The sequence below is a fragment of the Amycolatopsis sp. NPDC005961 genome, from assembly GCF_040629235.1.
In the GTDB taxonomy this organism is placed as follows: domain Bacteria; phylum Actinomycetota; class Actinomycetes; order Mycobacteriales; family Pseudonocardiaceae; genus Amycolatopsis; species Amycolatopsis camponoti.
The window spans coordinates 44,937-62,243 of sequence record NZ_JBEXVF010000057.1 but is presented as its reverse complement, the minus strand read 5'-3'; the positions used below and the strand labels follow the sequence as shown (position 1 = coordinate 62,243).

The 17,307-nt window shown below is 72.0% G+C and carries 17 protein-coding genes; 8 read left to right on the top strand and 9 right to left on the bottom strand.

The window, feature by feature from the left end; all coding sequences use genetic code 11:
• Positions 1 to 94: 94 nt before the first annotated feature.
• On the bottom strand, positions 95 to 301 hold the full coding sequence (locus ABZ342_RS36570; RefSeq protein ID WP_155545389.1) for a DUF4177 domain-containing protein: 207 nt from the start codon (positions 299 to 301) through the stop codon (positions 95 to 97).
• 100 nt (positions 302 to 401) lie between these two features.
• Between ABZ342_RS36570 and ABZ342_RS36565 the strand changes: the two genes are divergently transcribed.
• The 3 genes from ABZ342_RS36565 to map all read left to right on the top strand — a co-directional run bounded on the left by ABZ342_RS36565 (position 402) and on the right by map (position 3,990).
• Positions 402 to 1,256 carry a GNAT family N-acetyltransferase gene (locus tag ABZ342_RS36565; RefSeq protein ID WP_155545390.1) on the top strand — a complete coding sequence of 285 codons (855 nt, stop codon included), beginning with the start codon at positions 402 to 404 and terminating at the stop codon, positions 1,254 to 1,256.
• Positions 1,257 to 1,318: 62 nt separating this feature from the next.
• Positions 1,319 to 3,109 (top strand): penicillin-binding transpeptidase domain-containing protein, encoded by a 1,791-nt coding sequence (locus ABZ342_RS36560; protein WP_360483095.1) that lies wholly within the window; start codon positions 1,319 to 1,321, stop codon positions 3,107 to 3,109.
• Positions 3,110 to 3,132: 23 nt separating this feature from the next.
• A complete protein-coding gene (map, locus tag ABZ342_RS36555; RefSeq protein WP_155545391.1) occupies positions 3,133 to 3,990 on the top strand; it encodes a type I methionyl aminopeptidase in 858 nt (285 codons plus the stop codon).
• A gap of 1 nt (position 3,991) precedes the next feature.
• Here the strand turns inward: map and ABZ342_RS36550 are convergent, their stop codons facing one another.
• The 5 genes from ABZ342_RS36550 to ABZ342_RS36530 all read right to left on the bottom strand — a co-directional run bounded on the left by ABZ342_RS36550 (position 3,992) and on the right by ABZ342_RS36530 (position 7,967).
• Positions 3,992 to 4,795 (bottom strand): ABC transporter permease, encoded by an 804-nt coding sequence (locus tag ABZ342_RS36550; RefSeq protein WP_196425531.1) that lies wholly within the window; start codon positions 4,793 to 4,795, stop codon positions 3,992 to 3,994.
• Positions 4,795 to 5,760 (bottom strand): ATP-binding cassette domain-containing protein, encoded by a 966-nt coding sequence (locus tag ABZ342_RS36545; protein ID WP_360483090.1) that lies wholly within the window; start codon positions 5,758 to 5,760, stop codon positions 4,795 to 4,797. Before ABZ342_RS36545 ends, ABZ342_RS36550 begins: the two co-directional genes overlap by 1 nt.
• 29 nt (positions 5,761 to 5,789) lie before the next feature.
• Positions 5,790 to 6,632 (bottom strand): DUF4097 family beta strand repeat-containing protein, encoded by an 843-nt coding sequence (locus ABZ342_RS36540; protein ID WP_360483087.1) that lies wholly within the window; start codon positions 6,630 to 6,632, stop codon positions 5,790 to 5,792.
• 67 nt (positions 6,633 to 6,699) lie between these two features.
• Positions 6,700 to 7,191, bottom strand: coding sequence for a toxin-antitoxin system HicB family antitoxin (locus tag ABZ342_RS36535; RefSeq protein ID WP_360483084.1), 492 nt, complete (start codon positions 7,189 to 7,191; stop codon positions 6,700 to 6,702).
• Between the two features lie 92 nt (positions 7,192 to 7,283).
• Complete coding sequence (locus ABZ342_RS36530; RefSeq protein WP_360483081.1) at positions 7,284 to 7,967, bottom strand: FCD domain-containing protein; 684 nt, start codon at positions 7,965 to 7,967, stop codon at positions 7,284 to 7,286.
• Between the two features lie 49 nt (positions 7,968 to 8,016).
• Between ABZ342_RS36530 and ABZ342_RS36525 the strand changes: the two genes are divergently transcribed.
• From ABZ342_RS36525 to ABZ342_RS36515, 3 genes are all read left to right on the top strand, one after another.
• Entirely contained in the window at positions 8,017 to 9,246 is a 1,230-nt protein-coding gene (locus ABZ342_RS36525; protein WP_360483078.1) for an MFS transporter, read from the top strand.
• A gap of 51 nt (positions 9,247 to 9,297) precedes the next feature.
• On the top strand, positions 9,298 to 10,194 hold the full coding sequence (locus ABZ342_RS36520) for an XRE family transcriptional regulator (protein ID WP_360483075.1): 897 nt from the start codon (positions 9,298 to 9,300) through the stop codon (positions 10,192 to 10,194).
• Between the two features lie 85 nt (positions 10,195 to 10,279).
• Positions 10,280 to 12,079, top strand: coding sequence for a fibronectin type III domain-containing protein (locus ABZ342_RS36515; RefSeq protein WP_360483072.1), 1,800 nt, complete (start codon positions 10,280 to 10,282; stop codon positions 12,077 to 12,079).
• Between the two features lie 45 nt (positions 12,080 to 12,124).
• Here the strand turns inward: ABZ342_RS36515 and ABZ342_RS36510 are convergent, their stop codons facing one another.
• Both ABZ342_RS36510 and ABZ342_RS36505 read right to left on the bottom strand, forming a co-directional pair.
• Positions 12,125 to 13,519 carry a mycothione reductase gene (locus ABZ342_RS36510; RefSeq protein WP_360483069.1) on the bottom strand — a complete coding sequence of 465 codons (1,395 nt, stop codon included), beginning with the start codon at positions 13,517 to 13,519 and terminating at the stop codon, positions 12,125 to 12,127.
• A gap of 95 nt (positions 13,520 to 13,614) precedes the next feature.
• Entirely contained in the window at positions 13,615 to 14,487 is an 873-nt protein-coding gene (locus ABZ342_RS36505) for a M15 family metallopeptidase (protein ID WP_360483066.1), read from the bottom strand.
• A 181-nt stretch (positions 14,488 to 14,668) separates the two neighbouring features.
• Between ABZ342_RS36505 and ABZ342_RS36500 the strand changes: the two genes are divergently transcribed.
• The gene (locus ABZ342_RS36500) at positions 14,669 to 15,481 is read left to right on the top strand and encodes a serine protease (protein ID WP_360483063.1); all 813 of its coding nucleotides are present in this window, start codon (positions 14,669 to 14,671) and stop codon (positions 15,479 to 15,481) included.
• 18 nt (positions 15,482 to 15,499) lie between these two features.
• On the top strand, positions 15,500 to 15,934 hold the full coding sequence (locus ABZ342_RS36495) for a GNAT family N-acetyltransferase (protein ID WP_360483060.1): 435 nt from the start codon (positions 15,500 to 15,502) through the stop codon (positions 15,932 to 15,934).
• Between the two features lie 153 nt (positions 15,935 to 16,087).
• Here the strand turns inward: ABZ342_RS36495 and ABZ342_RS36490 are convergent, their stop codons facing one another.
• Positions 16,088 to 17,263 (bottom strand): 8-amino-7-oxononanoate synthase, encoded by a 1,176-nt coding sequence (locus ABZ342_RS36490; RefSeq protein WP_360483057.1) that lies wholly within the window; start codon positions 17,261 to 17,263, stop codon positions 16,088 to 16,090.
• Between the last annotated feature and the right edge of the window lie 44 nt (positions 17,264 to 17,307).

The following is a 17,307-nucleotide window of genomic DNA, read 5'->3' as shown; positions in this document are numbered from 1 at the left end:
CGGGCCGTCGACCTCGCCGGGCCCGATCCGGCGGTTGCCCGCCCCGCCGCGCGGCGGCGCTCCTGCCGCGGCGGCCGGCCGGGCCGCGAGCCGTCTACTGCACCGGTCGTTCGAAGGTGACCAGCAAACCGTCGACCCCGCCGGGCCCGACCCGGCCCTTGACCTCGGCCGACGTGATGGCCTTGAGCTGCCACCCGTCCCCGGCGTGGTCGTTGAGCAGCTTCTCGAGCTTGTCCCCGGACATCTTGCCGCCCAGGAGCTTCTCGCGGACCTCGACCACCTTGTACGTGTAGCGCTGCATGTCTTCGATTCTGCCCGGATCGCCGGACACCGGCCGTTCATCTGAGCGTGTCGAGAGGCTCGCGTTCCGTTTCGGCTGTTCATCTGGCACCCTGGAGCCCGTGTTGCGGCTTGCAGGTGCACGGCTGCTCGATGATCGGGACTATCCGGCGGTCCGTGCCGCGCTCGCCGCCGACCCGGTGGGCAGCTGCATGGTCAGCGCCCGGGTCGAGGCTGCCGGTCTCGACCCGTGGCGGCTCGGTGGTGAGCTCTGGGCCGCCGACAGCCGTCCGGTCCGGGCCGGACGGCTCCAAGGCCTGTGCTTTTCCGGGCCCAACCTCATCCCCCTCCGCGGCAACGCCCCCGCGTTGCGCTCCTTCGCCGACCGCGCGCTGCGCCGTCAACGCACCTGTTCTTCCCTCGTCGGCCCGGCCGAGCAGGTCCTCGGGCTGTGGGAAGAGCTCGAAGACGAATGGGGCCCGGCCCGCGAGGTCCGTGACGACCAGCCGCTGATGGCCCTCGACAGCACCCCGCTCGTCGCCGCCGACCCGCTGGTCCGCCCGGTCCGGCCGGACGAGCTCGAGCGGTACCTGCCCGCGGCCGTCGCGATGTTCATCGAGGAGGTCGGCGTCGACCCGCGCAGCGGCGACGGCGGCGCCAGCTACCGCGCCCGCGTCACCGAGCTGATCGGCGCCGGGCGCGCGTTCGCGCGGTTCGAGCACGGCGAGGTCGTGTTCAAGGCCGAGATCGGCGCGATGTCGGCGACCGTCGGGCAGATCCAGGGCGTCTGGGTGCACCCCGATCGCCGCGGCGACGGCCTCGGCACCGCCGGCACCGCCGCGGTGGTGAACCGGCTGGTCAAGGGCCTCGGCCGCACCGCCAGCCTCTACGTCAACGCCTTCAACACCCCGGCCCTCGCGGCCTACCGCAAGATCGGCTTCCAGCAGGTCGGCCAGTACGCGACGGTGCTCTTCTAGCCACTCTTCCGTGGCGGCGTTTCGACGCTGGGACACCCCTGCTGACCAGGCATCATCCCGCCATGAGTGCACGTCGACACCGTGCCCTCGCGGTGCTGCTGCTCGTCGCCGCGACCACGACCGGGTGCTCGGGCAACGACCCCGAGGACGCCCTCTCCGCCTTCCTTGACGCCCTCGCGTCCGGGGACGTCGCCGCCGCGGCCGCGAACACCGACTCGCCGGACGCGGCCGCGACCGTGCTGTCCCAGGTCCGCGGCGTGCTCGAGCCCGAGTCCCTGGACGTCGACGACGAAGAGGTGAAGGAGCCGAACGGCGACACCGTCACCGCCGGCTACCAGCTCACCTGGCACCTGCCGCACGGCCGCACCTGGACCTACCGCGCCGACGCCCTGCTGCGCGCGGCCGAGAACGGCTGGCAGGTGCACTGGCAGCCGACGGTCGTGCACCCGCAGCTCGCTGTGGGCCAGACCCTCGGCCTGCTGCCGCAGCTGCCCGACACCGCGCCGGTCCTCGACCGCGACGGCGTGCCGCTGATGCGCCCGCAGACCGTGATCGGGGTGGCCGTCGACCCGCAGAAGACGGGCAACGCGAGCGCCGTCGCCGGCTCGCTCGCGAAGGCGCTGCACCGCTTCGAGCCGTCGGTCACCGGCCGCTCGGTGCTGGACGGGATGAGCAAGACCAAGCCCGGGGACGCCTACCCGGTGATCAGCCTGCGCGCCGGCGACTACCAGCGGGTCAAGCCGGTGATCTACGACCTGCCCGGCGTCCGGTTCGCCAGCCAGGAGCGGCTGCTGCCGGTCACCCGCGGCTCCGGGCAGCAGGTCCTCCCCGGCATCCGCGCGCTGGTCGAGCAGCAGCTGGCGGGTGCGGCGGGCTGGCGGATCATCACCCGTGGCGTCACCGGCAGCGAGGTCTCCGAGCTGAAAGCGGAGCCGCCGCGGCCGTCGCCGGCCGTCACCAGCACGCTCAGCGCGCGGATCCAGGCCGTCGCCGAGAAGGCCTTGGAAACCGAGCCGTACCCGGCCGCTCTGGTGGCGATCCAGCCGTCGAGCGGCGACATCCTCGCCGTCGCGCAGAACCGGGCCGCCGACGACGAGGGCTCGCTGGCGCTGGCCGGCCGCTTCCCGCCGGGGTCGACGTTCAAGATCGTGACGGCGGCGGCCGCGTTGTCGACGGGCGACGTCGACGCCGGCAGCCCGGTCGACTGCCCCGGCACCACGACGATCGAGAACCGCGTCGTCCCGAACGAAGGCCGGTTCGACCTCGGCCGCGTCCCGCTGACGACGGCGTTCGCACGCTCGTGCAACACGACCTTCGCCCGGCTCGCCGCCGGGCTGCCGTCCTCGGCGCTCACCGACGCCGCCCGCTCGTTCGGGATCGGCGCGGACTTCGTCGTCCCCGGCCTGACCACGGTCACCGGCGCCGTCCCGGCCAGCGACTCGGCCGTCCAGCGCGCCGAGAACGGCTTCGGCCAGGGCACGGTGGTGACCAGCCCGTTCGGCCTGGCACTGGCCGCGGCCACGGTGCAGGCGGGGAAGGTGCCGACGCCGTCGATCGTCAAGGGCCTGCCCGCGACCACGCAGAACGTCGGCGACCCCCCGTCGGACGACGTCCTGGGCGCCCTGCGCGGGATGATGCGCGAGGTCGTCACCGCGGGGACCGCGACCGGGCTGCGGGACATCCCCGACGTCGCGGGCAAGACCGGCACCGCCCAGTTCGGCGACGGCTCCCGCTCGCACGGCTGGTTCGTCGGCTACCGCGGTGACCTGGCGTTCGCCGTGCTGCTGACCGAGGCCGGGTCGTCCAAACCGGCGGTGCAGGCCGCGCACCGGTTCCTGGCGGGGGTCGGCTGAGCGGGCCGTCGTAAAGTGGGGGCATGTCCGTTCGTGCCCCGCTGGTTCCCGGCGTCCAGACGCCGCGCCGTGACGTCCCCAGTTCCATCGCCCGTCCCGAGTACGTGGACAAGCCGGCGCCGAAGCGGGACACCGGCAGTGGCGTGCGCACGCCCGAGGTGATCGAGGCGATGCGGGTCGCGAGCCGGATCGCGGCGCAGGCGCTGGAGGAGGGCGGCAAGGCCGTCAAGCCGGGTGCCACCACCGACGACATCGACAAGGTGGTGCACGAGTTCCTGCTCGACCACCACGCCTACCCCTCGACGCTGGGCTACCGCCGGTTCCCGAAGTCGTGCTGCACCTCGCTCAACGAGGTCATCTGCCACGGCATCCCGGACTCGACGGTGATCGAGGACGGCGACATCTGCAACATCGACGTGACGGCCTACATCGGCGGCGTCCACGGCGACACGAACGCGACGTTCCTGGCCGGCGACGTCTCCGAGGAGGCTCGCCTGCTGGTGGAGCGCACCCGCGAGGCGACGATGCGGGCGATCAAGGCGGTCCGGCCGGGCCGGCAGCTCAACGTGATCGGCCGGGTCATCGAGTCCTACGCCAAGCGCTTCGGCTACGGCGTGGTCCGCGACTTCACCGGCCACGGCGTCGGCCCGGCGTTCCACACGCCGCCGACGGTCCTGCACTACGAAGAGCCCTCCGTCGACACGATCATCGAGGAGGGCATGACCTTCACGATCGAGCCGATGATCACCCTGGGCACCATCGACTACGACATCTGGCCCGACGACTGGACCGTCACCACGAAGGACAAGAAGTGGACGGCCCAGTTCGAGCACACCCTCGTGGTGACGGCCGACGGCAGCGAGATCCTCACGCTGCCCTGAGTCAGTGGCTCGTGGCCTTCTTGTAGCAGCGCACCGAAAGCGGCACGAAGATCGCCAGCAGCAGCGCGATCCACAGCACTGACGCCAGGAGCGCGTGCTGCATCGGCCAGACGTCGCGCGGCGGGAGGGCCGCGCTCGTGTTGCCGAACAGTTCCCGCGCCGCCTGCGTGATCGCCGAGACCGGGTTCCAGTCCGCGATCGCCCGCAGCGGGCCGGGCAGCCTGCCGCTGTCGACGAACGTGTTGGCCAGGAACGTCAGCGGGAAGACGACCACCATCGACACGTTGTTGAACACCTCGGGCTTGCGCACGGCCAGCCCGAGCGCGCCCATCACCCACGACAGCGCGTAGGAGAAGGCCAGCAGCAGGACGATCCCGCCCAGCGCCTCGAGCACGCTCGTGTGGATGCGCCAGCCGACCAGCAGGCCGACCAGGCCCATGATGAGCAGGCTCGCCGTGCTGAGGATGAGGTCCGCGGTGGTCCGCCCGATCAGCACGGCGGCGGGCGACATCGGCAATGAACGGAACCGGTCGATGATGCCCTTCTGCAGGTCGTCGGTCAGCCCGTAGCCGGTGACGATGCCGCCCATCGCCACCGCGAGGGTGAAGATCCCGGGCAGCATGAACTCGCGGTACGACAACCCGGGGACGTCGATCACGCTGCCGAACACGTAACCGAAGAGCAGCACGAACATCACCGGCGTGAACACGAGGGACCCGAGCAGGTCCAGCGACCGGAAGATCTTGATCGAGTTGCGCTTGGCGATCGTCACGCCGTCGGTGACGGCCATCTGCACCGCGTTCATCACACGGCCTCCTTCACGGTCTCGTCTGTGTTGGTCACGTCATGGCCGGTCAGGGTGAGAAAAACGTCGTCGAGGGTCGGGCGGCGGAGACCGACGTCGCGGACGTCGACGCCGTCGGCGGCGAGCAGCGCCAGCGCTTCGGTAAGCGCTTTCGCGCCGTGGGTCACGGGCACGGTGAGGCGGAAGCCCTCGGCCTGCGGCTCACCGCCGCCCAGCCCGGCCAGCGTCCGCCGGGCCACGGCGACGTCGTCGTGCGTGCCGACGGTCAGCTCGATCCGCTCGCCGCCGACGAGATCCTTGAGCTCGTCGGCGGTGCCGCGGGCGATCACGCGCCCGTGGTCGATGACGGCGATGCTGTCGGCCAGCCGGTCGGCCTCTTCGAGGTACTGCGTGGTCAGCAGCAGCGTGGTGCCGCCGGCGACCAGCTCGGTGATGACGTCCCACAGCTCGGTGCGGGCCCGCGGGTCGAGCCCGGTGGTGGGCTCGTCGAGGAACAGCACCGGGGGGTTCGCCACCAGCGCTCCGGCCAGGTCGAGCCGGCGCCGCATGCCGCCGGAGTAGCCCTTGACCGGGCGGTCGGCGGCGTCGTCCAGGCTGAACCGGGCCAGCAGCTCCCGGCCGCGTGCCTTGGCCCGCTTGGTGCCCAGGTGGTACAGCCTGCCGACCATCTCGAGGTTCTCGGCCCCGGTCAGCTCGAGGTCGACGGCGGCGTACTGCCCGGACGCGCCGATGTGCGTGCGCAGCTCGTGCGCGTCCTTCACGACGTCGAACCCGGCGACCGTCGCGCGGCCCGCGTCCGGCTGCTGGAGCGTCGTGAGGATCTGGACGGTGGTGGTCTTCCCGGCGCCGTTCGGCCCGAGCACGCCGAGCACCGTGCCTTCCGGCACCCGCAACGACATCTCGTCGAGCGCGGTGACCTTCCCGTACTTCTTGACCAGTCCCTCGGCCACGATGGCGTCTGACATGGATCTTCCCCTTTGCGTGTGCGGAGTCTTCAGGCGCGGCGGATGACGATGTCGCCGGTGTAGGTGTGGGCCTTGACCTCGACGGTCTCGGTGCTGGCACCGGGGCCGTTGGTGGCGCTGAGCGTGTTGCGCACGCTGCCGGTCAGCGAGTTGAGCTCGAGCCACGCGGCGCTGCCCTCGCGGATGCCGACCTCGATCTCGCCGACGGCGGTCTCGAGCACGACGCGGTCGCGGATGACCTCGCCGATCCGGATGTCGCCGGACGCGGTCTTGGCGTGCACGCCCGCGTGGGCGACGTCGACGAGGATGTCCCCGTTGGCGACGCTGACGCGCAGGTCGCCGGTCACCTCGCCGACGCGGGTCTCGCCGTTGGAGTTCTTCAGCACGGCGGTGCCGTCGATCTCGCGGATCCGCAGCTCGCCGGAGCCGGTGTGGACCTCGGCGTGCCCGGTGGCGCGGTCGACGGTGACGTCGCCGGTGGCGGTGCTCGCCTCGATCACGGCGGCTTCGTCGAGGTGGATGTCGCCGACGGAGGTCTTGAGCCGGCTGTCCCCGATGCGGCCGCCGACGCGGAAGTCGCCCATCGCGGCGGTGCCGCGGATCCGGGAGCCGGCCGGCAGCTCGACGGTGATGTGCAGGGCGCCGGCCTTGCCCCAGAGCTTGGTGACGTACTTCGGGCCCTTGACCAGCAGCTCGCCGCCGGCGAACTCGACGTGGGTCCGGGCCACGGCCTTGACGTCCTCGCCGTCGGTCGGGTCGGCGGGCTCGATTTCGACGGTGGTCTCCGCACGCTCGCCGGCGACGATCCGGACGTCCGCGACGCTCACGTCGATCGTGGCCGTGATCGGCTCGGGGGTGGGGAAAACAGGCATGGCTGCGCCCTCCTGGGGTGCTCGGGTGGCGTCTCCGCAGGTCGGAGACGTGAAGGAAGTGGGGGAGTTACTGAACCCAGCCGGTGTACTTCTCACCGAAGGCCGAGCGGCGCGGCGGCGGCTGGCTCCGGCCGGGGCCGAGCGCGCTGTTCGCGGCCCGGACGAGCCAGGCGTTGATGGAGATCCGGTCCCGGCCGGCGGCTTCTTCGACGCGCTGCTTGAGCTGCTCGGGCAGGCGCAGGTTGATCCGCGCGACGGCGCCGTCGTCGGGCTCCGGCGGGGGTGGCGGCGCTTCGGCGGGTGCGGGTTCGGGCGTGGTGGGCAGCGAAACGGCGAACTCGGCCTCGCGGCGGCGAAGGCGTACTTCGACGGAGCCGGGAGCGAGGTCGCGGGTGATCTCGTCGGTCGCGGCCGAAAGCGCGTCGAGCAGGGTGAGCCGGATCGCCGATTCGAGCGGCGCGGTGAGCCGCTCGGCGAGAGCGACGGCTTCCTCGCCCGCCGCTTCGGCGGCGACCGCGAGCTCCCGGCGGAGTTCGTCCACGAAGGGCGTCAGGTCCATGGCATTACTGTGGCACCGCGATGGTGCCACGACAACCCTGAAATGGCACCCTTAAGGGTCGGAAGTGGTGCCATCAGGCCCGAAAGTCCAGGTCAGGAGCGTTCGACGCGCTCCAGGAGCTCGTCCAGGAACCCGCAGGCCTCGGCGGCCGCGCGATCGGGATCGCGCCGGGCGATGGCCTCGGCGAGCCCTTCGTGGCCGATCTCCGGCACGTGCTCGACGCCGGGCGTGATGCTCGACGTCGCCGCGATGCTCGCCGTGATGACCTCGGTGAGCCCGCGGTGGAGCTCGGTGAGCAGGCCGTTGTGCCCGGCGCGCACCACCGCTGTGTGGAACTCGGCGTCGGTGCGGGCGAAGTCCTCCCAGCGCCGTTCGCGCAGCTCGACCTCGCGGCGGGCCAGCAGCGACCACAGCTCCGCCACCTCCTCCTCGGTGCGCGACAAGGCGGCGAGGCGGGCGCCTTCGGCTTCGAGGGTGCGCCGGACCTGCAGGACCTCGCGCAGCTCGTCGCCACAGAGACGGCGGATCGCGCCGGACACCTCGCTGGTGGCGCGCACGTAGGTGCCGTCGCCTTGGCGGACTTCGAGCAGGCCCGTGTGCGCGAGCGCGCGCACGGCTTCGCGGATGGTGTTGCGCCCGACGCCGAGCTGTTCGCCGAGCTCGGCTTCGGTCGGGATGCGCTCGCCGAGGGGCCATTCGCCCTCCGCGACGGCGGTGCGCAGCTGCTCGATGACCTGGTCGACCAGGCCGGCCCGCCGGGTGGTGGCCAAAGGCACAGGAGTTATCCCTTCATCCAATCATCCTACGTATGCGATAGTAGCGGTCATGCGCGTCGAACACCGTGAATCCGCCCTGGAAACCGAGCTGGACGGCGCCATCGAGGTCCGGACGCCGGGCGTGGTCGCCGCCGGCGCGCTCCTCGCGGTCGCGGTGGTGCTCACCGCCCTCAACCTGCGCCCGGCGATCACCGGGGTCGGGCCGATGCTCGAAGAAATGCGCGCGGACCTGGGCACCTCGGGAGTCTGGGCGGGCGTGCTCACGACGTTGCCGACGCTCTGCTTCGCCGGCGCCGGGCTGGCCGCGCCGCTGCTGGCCCGCCGGGCCGGGATCGGCTCCGCGATCGCGCTCGCGCTGGCCACGATCGCGGCCGGGCTGGTCCTGCGCGTGGTCGACGGCCCGGCCGTGGTGCTCGGCGGGACGCTCGTCGCCACCGCCGGGATCGCCCTGATCAACGTGCTCATCCCGGTGGTCATCAAGGACTCCTTCCCGGCTCGCATCGGCGTCATGACCGGCGTCTACACCGCGGCCCTGCAGGGCGGGGGCGCCCTCGGGTCGGCGGTGACCCCGCAGCTCGGCGACACCTTCGGCGGCTGGCGCCCGGCGCTGGGCGCCTGGGCGGTGGTGGCCGTCGTCGCGCTGGTCGCGTGGATTCTCGCAGCCCGCGGCACCGGCCGGACACCGCGTCACGCCGACGCCGCCGACGCCGGCCGGTCGCTGCTGCGCAACCGGCTCGCCTGGGTCGTCACGGCCTTCTTCGGCCTGCAGGCGTTCTACGCCTACGCCGCGATGGGCTGGTTCCCGCAGGTGCTGATGGACGCCGGAGTGCCGCGCGACGAAGCCGGCCTGCTGTTCGGCCTGGTCTCGCTGATCGCCGTGCCCATCAGCCTGATCGTCGCGCCGATGGCGGCCCGCCAGCGCGGCCAGGGCTTGTGGATCGTCACCCTCGGCGTCTTCGGCTTCGCCGGGACGACCGGGCTGATGCTCGCGCCGTCGTGGTCGCCGCTGCTGTGGAGCCTGCTGGTCGGGCTCGGGATGAGCGTGTTCTCCCTGGCCCTGACGGTGATCGCGTTGCGCGCCCGCACCGGCGCCGACACCGCCCGCCTGTCCGGGATGGCGCAGGGCTTCGGCTACCTGTTCGCCGCGCTGGGGCCGTTCCTGTTCGGCCTGCTGCACGACGTCGCGGGTAGCTGGCAGGTGCCGCTGGCCATGCTCCTGGCGCTGCTGCTGGTCCAGATGGTGTTCGGCGCCCTCGCCGGCCGCCGCCGGTTCGTCTGATTCTTAACAGTTAACGGCGTTCGTCCGGCCTGGGCCGCTTAAGATCACCGGGTGGCCGTGCCGTCGCCGGACCTCGGGACGTTGCTGCGCGTGGGCCCGTTCGACGCCGCCCTGCGCGCGGCCATCCGCGCCCGCGGCCTGAGCCTCGACCGGCTGCGCGAGCACCTGCGCACCCGTGGTGTCACGGTGACGACGGCGACGCTCAGCTACTGGCAGTCCGGCCGCAGCCGCCCCGAGCGGCGGGACTCGGTCCGCGGCCTGCGTCAGCTCGAAGCCGTTCTCGAGGTACCGCAAGGTTCTCTGGTCGCCTTGCTCGGGCCGCCGCGGGCGCGCCGGTCCTCGCTCGCGGAGATCGGGCGGTTCTGGCCGGACGGCCGGCGCATCGACGCCGCCGTGTCCGATGTGGACATCCGCTGGGACGAGCGGCTGACCCGGCTGAGCCAGCACGACGTCGTCTTGGTCGGAAGCGCCCGCGAGGAGCTGGAAATCCGGTCGCGGCAGGTGCTGCGCGCCGAAGCCGACGGCCCCGACCGGTGGGTGGTGATCCTGCACCTCGACGAGCACGACCGGCCGCTGCCGGAGCTGCGCGACCTGCGCGGCTGTGCGGCGGGCCGTCGCGTCCTCCGGCCGGAAGACGGCCTCCTCGTCGTCGAACTGCTCTTCGGCAGGCCGCTCCTGCGCGGCGAAACCGTGCTCACCGAGCACACGCTCGTCAACAAAGCGCCGCACCCGGTCGCGACGAACTACGAACGCAAGTTCCGGCTGCCGGTCCGCGAATACGTGCTCGAAATCCGGTTCTCGCCCGAGGCGGTTCCGGCGGTGTGCCGCCGGTTCGCCGAACCGGGCGAAGAAGCCGACGTCGTCCCGGAATCCGGTGCGGTGCACGGGGTCGCGCTGAACTTCGGTCCCGGCCGATACGGCTTCGAATGGGACTGGCCCGCCAGTTAACTGTTAAGGACTTCCGGATCTTCAATTCGGTCTTTCCCGCGTTCTACGGTCTGCGCACTCCACTCGCCGACCCGAGGAGAAACCGATGCGCAGATTCGTTTCCGTCGCGAGCGTGGCCGCGTTGGCCGCGCTCGGACTGGGCGTCACCCCGGCCCAGGCGGCGCCACCGCCGAGTCACCCGCAGGCCGAGGTGGACGGCGTGGCCATCGCCTTCGGGCTCACCGCGGACCAGGCCCGGGCCCAGCTCGCGGCCCAGGACGACGCTCACCGGGTGGCCGCGGCCCTGCCCGCCGCGGTGCGCGCGGCCTCGGCCGGGCAGTGGTTCGACGCGGCCACCGGGAAGCTGACCGTCGCCGTGACGTCGGCCGCCGACGCCGGCCGGGTCGCCGCCGCGGGAGCCGTCGCGAAGGTCGTGACGCGGAGCCAGGCGGACCTGGACCGCACCGACGCCGCCGTCCGCTCGCTGGTCGGAGCGGGCGTGCCGGGCGTCTACGGCTGGGGTGTCGACGTCCGCGGCAACGACGTCGGCGTCGACATCGACCGGACGAAGAAGACCGCCGCGACCGAAAGCTTCCTCTCCCGGGTGAAGGATCTCGGCGTCCGGATCACCGAGACGCCGACCTCGCCGCGTCAGCAGTCGGGCACGATCCAGACCGGCAACCCGTGGTGGCCGGGCAGCGAGAGCAACTGCTCGGTCGGCTTTCCGGCCACGGATTCCGGCGGTGCCCAGCACTTCCTCACCGCGGGCCACTGCACGAACGACCGTGACCAGGCCGCGTACGGCGCTTCGGGCCAGCAGAACAGGCTCGGCACGTCGAACGTCGGCGGCACGCACAGCGTCAACGCCCGCGAAGGCGACATGGGCGTCGTCGCGGTGACGGAAGCGGGCTGGTCCCTGTCGGCGTCGGTGAACACCTGGGGCCAGCCGGCGGTCACGCTGTCCGGCGCGGCCGAGGCGATGGTCGGCGACCGCGTCTGCCACTCCGGCACCACCTCGCACTGGCAGTGCGGCGAGGTCAAGTACACGCACAAGTCCGTCGATTACGGCGGCGGCCTGGTCATCGACGACCTGACCTGGACGACGGCGTGCTCCCTCGGCGGCGACTCGGGCGGCGGCTGGCTGCTCGGCGACAAGGCCACCGGCCTGCACGACGGCGGCCCGTCGAAGTGCGTCGACAACCCCTCCGACGGCGACCTGTCCCTGTTCCAGCCGGTCATCGAAGCGCTGAACAAGTGGCAGCTCACGCTGGTGACCGGCAGCGGCGACACGACCCCGCCGAGCGCGCCCGCCAACCCGCGCGTCACCGGCTCGACGGCCACCAGCGTGTCCCTCGCCTGGGACGCGTCGACCGGCGACGCCACCGCGTACGACGTCTACAACGGGTCCGCGCTCGCCACGAGCGTCGCGGGCACCACCGCCACGGTCACCGGGCTCTCGCCGGACACCGCGTACACCTTCACGGTCAAGGCACGTGACGCCGCGGGTAACGCGTCTCCCGCGAGCGCGGCCGTCACCGCGCGCACGCAGGCCGGGGGCGGCGGCCGGACTCTCACCAACGGCACGGACTACCCGATCCGCGACTACCAGCAGGTGTTCAGCCCGATCACGTCCACCCTGACCGGCCAGGCGGCGACCCCGCTTTCCGTCGCGGTCACGCTGCGGCACACCTGTGCCGAAGACCTCGGAGTCACGCTCCTCGACCCGAACAGCCGGGCGTACGCGCTCAAGTACAGCGGCGGCAGCGGCACGTGTACGGCGTGGAACGGCACTCGCACGTTCACCGTCCCGGCAACCGCTCCGGCGGGCGGCCGGTGGCAGCTGCGCGTGACCGACTACGGGCCCGGCGACACCGGCACCCTGGACGGCTGGTCGATCACGCTCTAGGGACTCCCGCGGGCCGGGCGGTCACCCCGCCCGGCCCGCGGTGACTCAGTCCAGGGGCAGGTTGAGCAGGGCGTTCTCGACCAGCTCCGGCATCGCCGGGTGGATCCAGTACTGCCCGCGCGCCATCGAGCGCGCGTCCAGGCCGAAGCTCATCGCCTGGATCAGCGGCTGGATCACCGACGACGCCTGCGGCCCGATGATGTGCGCGCCGAGCAGCTGGCCGGTCGCGGGATCGGCGAGGAGCTTCGCGAACCCCGTCGTGTCCTCCATCGCCCAGCCGTACGCGATCCCGGCGTAGTCCTGCTTCGAAGTCACGTAGGAGACGCCCTTCGCGCGCGCCTTCTGCTCGGTGAGCCCGACGGAGGCGACCTGCGGGTGGGTGAACACCGCGTGCGGCACGAACCGGTGATCGGCCTTGATCCGCTCGTCCGGGTGCAGCAGGTTGTGCTGCACCACGCGGGATTCGTGGTTCGCGACGTGCTTCAGCTCGTGCGGCGAGGAGAGGTCGCCGAGCGCGTAGATGCCCTCGACCACGGTCTCCTGGTAGTCGTCCACCACGACGTGTCCACTGTCCAAAGTGGTCACTCCGGTGGCGGCGACGTCGAGCAGGTCGGAGTTCGGCTTCCGGCCGGTGGCGATCAGCAGCAGGTCGGCCTCGACGGTTTCCGCACCCTGCGGGCCTTCGAGGTCCAGCGCGACGCCGCTGTCGGTCTTGCGCGCCCGCACGGTCTTGCGGTCCAGGCGGACGTCGAAGCGTTCCGAAGCCAGCTCGGTGAACCGCGCGCTGACGTCCTCGTCCTCCGAGCGCAGCAGCCGTCCGGATCGGTTGACCAGCGTCACCTGCACGCCGAAGGACGCGAAGACGTGCGCGAACTCGGCCGCGATGTACCCGCCGCCGAGGATGACGATGCGCTCGGGCAGCTCGTCGAGGCGCATGACCGTGTCGGACGTGTGGTAGTCGACGTCGCTCAGGCCCGGGATGTCCGGAATGACCGGGCGCCCGCCCGCGGCGAGCACGAACTGGTCGGCGGTGAGCACCTCGTCGGGGCGGCCGTCGGAGAAGCTGACGCGCAGCTCCTTGTGCCCGGTGAAGCGGCCGGTGCCCTCGTAGACGTCGACGTTCTTGTTGTCCTCGTGGCTGCGGCGGTACTCCGCACCGCCCGCGGCGATCGGGTCGATCCGGCCGAAGATCCGGTCGCGGATGTCGCGCCAGCGCACGCCCTTCAGCTCTTCGTCGACGCCGTACTTCGCGCTGTGCGAAGGCGTGTACGCGACGTTGGCGGCGTACACGAACATCTTCGTCGGGATGCAGCCCACGTTCAGGCAGGTGCCACCGAAGGTGCCCTTCTCCACGATCGCCGTCTTCTTGCCGGCGAAGTCCGGGCCGAGGATGGAGTTCCCCGATCCCGTCCCGACGATCACCAGGTCGTAGTGGGGCACTGCATCCTCCGCGGGGTCGGTTCCGGTCGTTCACCCTAGCCAACCGTCTCCGCGAAGCGCGTGTTCCCGCCTGTGCTTAACGTCGTATTACGTGCTCAGTGGCCGTTGCCGGTGAAGTGCATCCGGTCCTTCGGGCTGGTCCAGGCACCGCCCCAGCTCCACCCGATCGCCGCGAACGCGCGCACGGTCGCGTCCCCGGCCAGGACCATGCCCGGACGGCGGTTCGCGCGGTCGAGGTAGGCCGAGGCCAGCTCGGGGAGTACGAGCGCGCCCTGGGTGTAGGGGTTGCAGAACGGGTTGACGTCCACCGCGAGCCCGTACGCGTGCGCCGACCAGCTGGTCTGCCCGCGTGCCGGGCGGCAGACGAACGCGCTGGTCGAGTTGCCGTCGCCGGTCGGCGGCGCGGTCAGCTCGGCGGGGCTGGTCACGCGCATCTCCTCCAGCGGGAAGCGCGCGGCGAAGAGCTGCCCGAAGACCTGGGTGATGCCGGTGGCGGTCTTCGCGTTGACCAGCATCTCGCCGGTGTGCGCGCGGCCGTCGAACCCGCGGAAGGACATCGTCAGGTAGCGCAGGTCGGCGGACTTGACCGGGCAGGCGGGCTGCCAGGTGCTGCGCGCGAGGACGTCGGCGGGCACCGCGCTGATCGTCGCGTGGTACGCACCGTCGGCCGGCGGTGGTAAGACGTCTTTTGTCGGAAGTGCCCGGTTCACCAGTTCGGGTGGCGTCGGCTCGATCTCCCCGAAGCCGCCGGGGCCGAGGGGGAGCGGACGGGCACCCACCTGCCAGGTGACGGCGGGCGCTTTCGCCGCCGCCGGCGGCGCCGAAGTCACCGGGGCGGGGGGTTTGGCCACCGCGGTCGGGGACGGCGTCGCGGCCACCGGCTGTGGGCTCTGCGGGACTTCCGACGTGCAGGCGCCCAGCGTGAGGGCCAGGAGCGTGCCGCACGCCGCCGTCGCTGTCCGTCGCATCGAGTCAGCTTGACAGAAGCGTTCGGTGAGCGCGGAGTCCACCCGTTTCAGTGACACCGTTTCGGGCCCACTCCGATTAGGGTATTCAGCGCCGCTCGTTCACGCACCGGAGTCATCCGGGTGCCGAGCGCTCTGACTTGTGCTGTTCGCTCGTGTTGATGTGAAAGAGGGGGAACGACCCATGTCCGTGAAGTCCCGCCGATCCCTGCTGCTCGTGAGCGGCGCGCTCCTCGCGGTCGCCGCGGTCGCCGTCCCGGTGGTGGTCGGCACGGCGTCGGCGGACCCGGCGTCCGCCAACCAGCCGCGGATCGTGGGCGGTGACAAGGCCTCGCTCTCCGACCACCCGTACGCGGTGTACCTGACCGATGCGGGCGGCAACCAGTTCTGCGGCGCCGTCATCGTCAGCTCGACGGCGGTCGCGACGGCCGCGCACTGTGCGAAGGCGGTCGCGAAGCAGGACGTCCGCGTGGTGGCCGGCCGGGAGGACAAGCGCACCGACGACGGTGACGTGCTGAGCGTGTCGAAGGTCTGGATCAGCAAGGGCTACACCGACCCGACGCAGGGCGACGACATCGCGGTCCTGACCGTCCGCGGCCAGTTCAACTACCGGCCCGCGAAGCTGCCCGGCAACGGTGACGCGGCTTCGTACAGCGCGGGCACGAAGGCGACGGTCCTCGGCTGGGGCCGCGTCGCCGACGGCGGCGACCGGTCCGACTACCTGCGCAGCGCCCAGGTCCCGGTGGTCTCGGACAGCGCCTGCCGCTCCGACTACTCGGTGTACGACCAGAAGACGATGGTCTGCGCGGGCTACCCGGAGGGCGGCATCGACGCCTGCCAGGGCGACTCCGGCGGCCCGCTCGTCGTGGGCGACACGCTGATCGGGATCGTGTCCTTCGGCGACGGCTGCGGCAAGGCGGGCAAGCCGGGCGTCTACACGCGCGTCTCGGCGTACACCGACGACATCGAGGCCCAGGCCAAGCCGCGCCTCTTCTAGGCATGGTAAGCAGGGGGCATGCCGACCCTGCACGACGCGACCGGGCCCGAGCTGACCGCCGCCCAGCTCCACGACATCCTCCGCCTGCGCGTGGACGTGTTCGTGGTGGAGCAAAAGGCGGCGTACCCCGAGCTGGACGGCCGTGACCTGCGGCCGGACACCCGTCACCTGTGGTTCTCGGACGCCAGTGGAGTGCTGTCCTACCTGCGGGTCCTGGCGGATCCGGGCGGCGTCCGCCGCATCGGCCGCGTGGTGACGGCGCCTTCCGCCCGCGGCCGGGGCCTGGCGGCCCAGCTGATGGACGCGGCCCTGCTCACCCCGGGCGAGTACGTCCTGGACGCGCAAACGTACGTCCAGGGCTTCTACGCGCGCTACGGCTTCGTCCCGGAAGGCGCGGAGTACGAGGACGAAGACGGAATCCCGCACATCACCATGCGCCGCCTCCCGCAGTAACCGGCGTGATCAGAGGGCCGACACGCGTGATCGAAAGGTCGACACGCGTGACTGGAGGGACGACACGGAGAGCGGCCCGCACTGAAGTCGTGTCGACCCTCTGATCACGCGTGTCGACTCCTCAATCACGCGTGTCGACCCTCTGGACACGGCTCAGGCGGTCGCACCCCGAGGCGCCGTCGCCGTGATCACCTTCACCGCGCGGTCCACATCGGACTCCGTGAGGTCGGCCCGCGCGGTCAGCCGCAGCCGTGAGATGCCGTCCGGCACCGACGGCGGCCGGAAGCACCCGACGCGGATGCCCTGCTCCGCGCACGCCCCCGCCCACGCGACAGCTGCTTCCGCGGACGGCGCCTGAACCGAGATCACGGCCGCGTCCGGCAGGCTCGCCTTCAGCCCGGCCGCCTGCAACGACATCGCCAGGTTGCCCGCGTTCTCCAGCACCTTCCCCGCCAGCCCCGGCTCCTCCTTCAGCGCGTGCAACGCGGCCAGCGCGGCAGCGGCGCTCGCGGGCGCCAAAGCGGTGTCGAAGATGAAGCTGCGAGCCGTGTCCACCAGGTGCTTGATCACGCGACGCGGCCCCAGCACCGCCCCGCCCTGGGCGCCGAGGGACTTCGACAGCGTCAACGTCGTGACGACGTCGGGCGCGCCCGACAGCCCGGCCGCGTGGACCGCGCCCCGGCCGCCGTCGCCGAGGATGCCGAAGCCGTGTGCGTCGTCGACCACCATCGCCGCGCCGTGCGAACGGCAGATCCCGGCCAGCTCGGCGAGCGGGGCGAGGTCGCCGTCGACCGAGAACACCGAGTCGGTCACCACCAGCGCCCGCGGCTTCCGCCGGGTCGCCAGCGCGTTCTCGATCGCCGACGGCGTCGCGTGCGCTACCGCGGCGACGTCGGCCCGCGAGAGCCGGCAGCCTTCGATCAGCGACGCGTGGATGTACTTGTCGGTGACGATCGCGGACTCGGACCCCGACAGCGCCGTCACCGCTCCGAGGTTCGCGGCGAAGCCGGAGGAGAACACCAGCGCCGCCTGCACGCCGCAGAACCGGGCGAGGTCCAGCTCCAGCTCGGTGTGCAGCTCGGTGGATCCGGTGACCAGCCGGGAGCCGGTCGACCCGGCGCCCCAGCGCAGCGCGGCGGCCGCGGCGGCCCCGGCGACGCGCTTGTCGCGGGCCAGCCCGAGGTAGTCGTTGCCGGCCAGGTCCAGCTCGTCCGTCTTCGCGGGACGCGGCCGCAGCTGCCGCACGAGCCCCGCGTTCGCCCGCTTCTCCGCCTCGGTGTCGAGCCAGTCGAAAACCTCTTCGGGCGGGAGAGCCGGCGGCGTAGTCACGTCCCGCAGTCTCCCACCCGGGCTCCGCGCGGCCGGGAAGCGGG

Bases quoted from the DNA above. Each gene is read 5' to 3' on its own strand.
- ABZ342_RS36550 (WP_196425531.1), bottom strand. From the start codon at position 4,795: ATGAACGCGGTGCAGATGGCCGTCACCGACGGCGTGACGATCGCCAAG.
- map (WP_155545391.1), top strand. From the start codon at position 3,133: ATGTCCGTTCGTGCCCCGCTGGTTCCCGGCGTCCAGACGCCGCGCCGT.
- ABZ342_RS36540 (WP_360483087.1), bottom strand. From the start codon at position 6,632: ATGCCTGTTTTCCCCACCCCCGAGCCGATCACGGCCACGATCGACGTG.
- ABZ342_RS36515 (WP_360483072.1), top strand. From the start codon at position 10,280: ATGCGCAGATTCGTTTCCGTCGCGAGCGTGGCCGCGTTGGCCGCGCTC.
- ABZ342_RS36560 (WP_360483095.1), top strand. From the start codon at position 1,319: ATGAGTGCACGTCGACACCGTGCCCTCGCGGTGCTGCTGCTCGTCGCC.
- ABZ342_RS36500 (WP_360483063.1), top strand. From the start codon at position 14,669: ATGTCCGTGAAGTCCCGCCGATCCCTGCTGCTCGTGAGCGGCGCGCTC.
- ABZ342_RS36495 (WP_360483060.1), top strand. From the start codon at position 15,500: ATGCCGACCCTGCACGACGCGACCGGGCCCGAGCTGACCGCCGCCCAG.
- ABZ342_RS36545 (WP_360483090.1), bottom strand. From the start codon at position 5,760: ATGTCAGACGCCATCGTGGCCGAGGGACTGGTCAAGAAGTACGGGAAG.
- ABZ342_RS36570 (WP_155545389.1), bottom strand. From the start codon at position 301: ATGCAGCGCTACACGTACAAGGTGGTCGAGGTCCGCGAGAAGCTCCTG.
- ABZ342_RS36525 (WP_360483078.1), top strand. From the start codon at position 8,017: ATGCGCGTCGAACACCGTGAATCCGCCCTGGAAACCGAGCTGGACGGC.
- ABZ342_RS36535 (WP_360483084.1), bottom strand. From the start codon at position 7,191: ATGGACCTGACGCCCTTCGTGGACGAACTCCGCCGGGAGCTCGCGGTC.
- ABZ342_RS36505 (WP_360483066.1), bottom strand. From the start codon at position 14,487: ATGCGACGGACAGCGACGGCGGCGTGCGGCACGCTCCTGGCCCTCACG.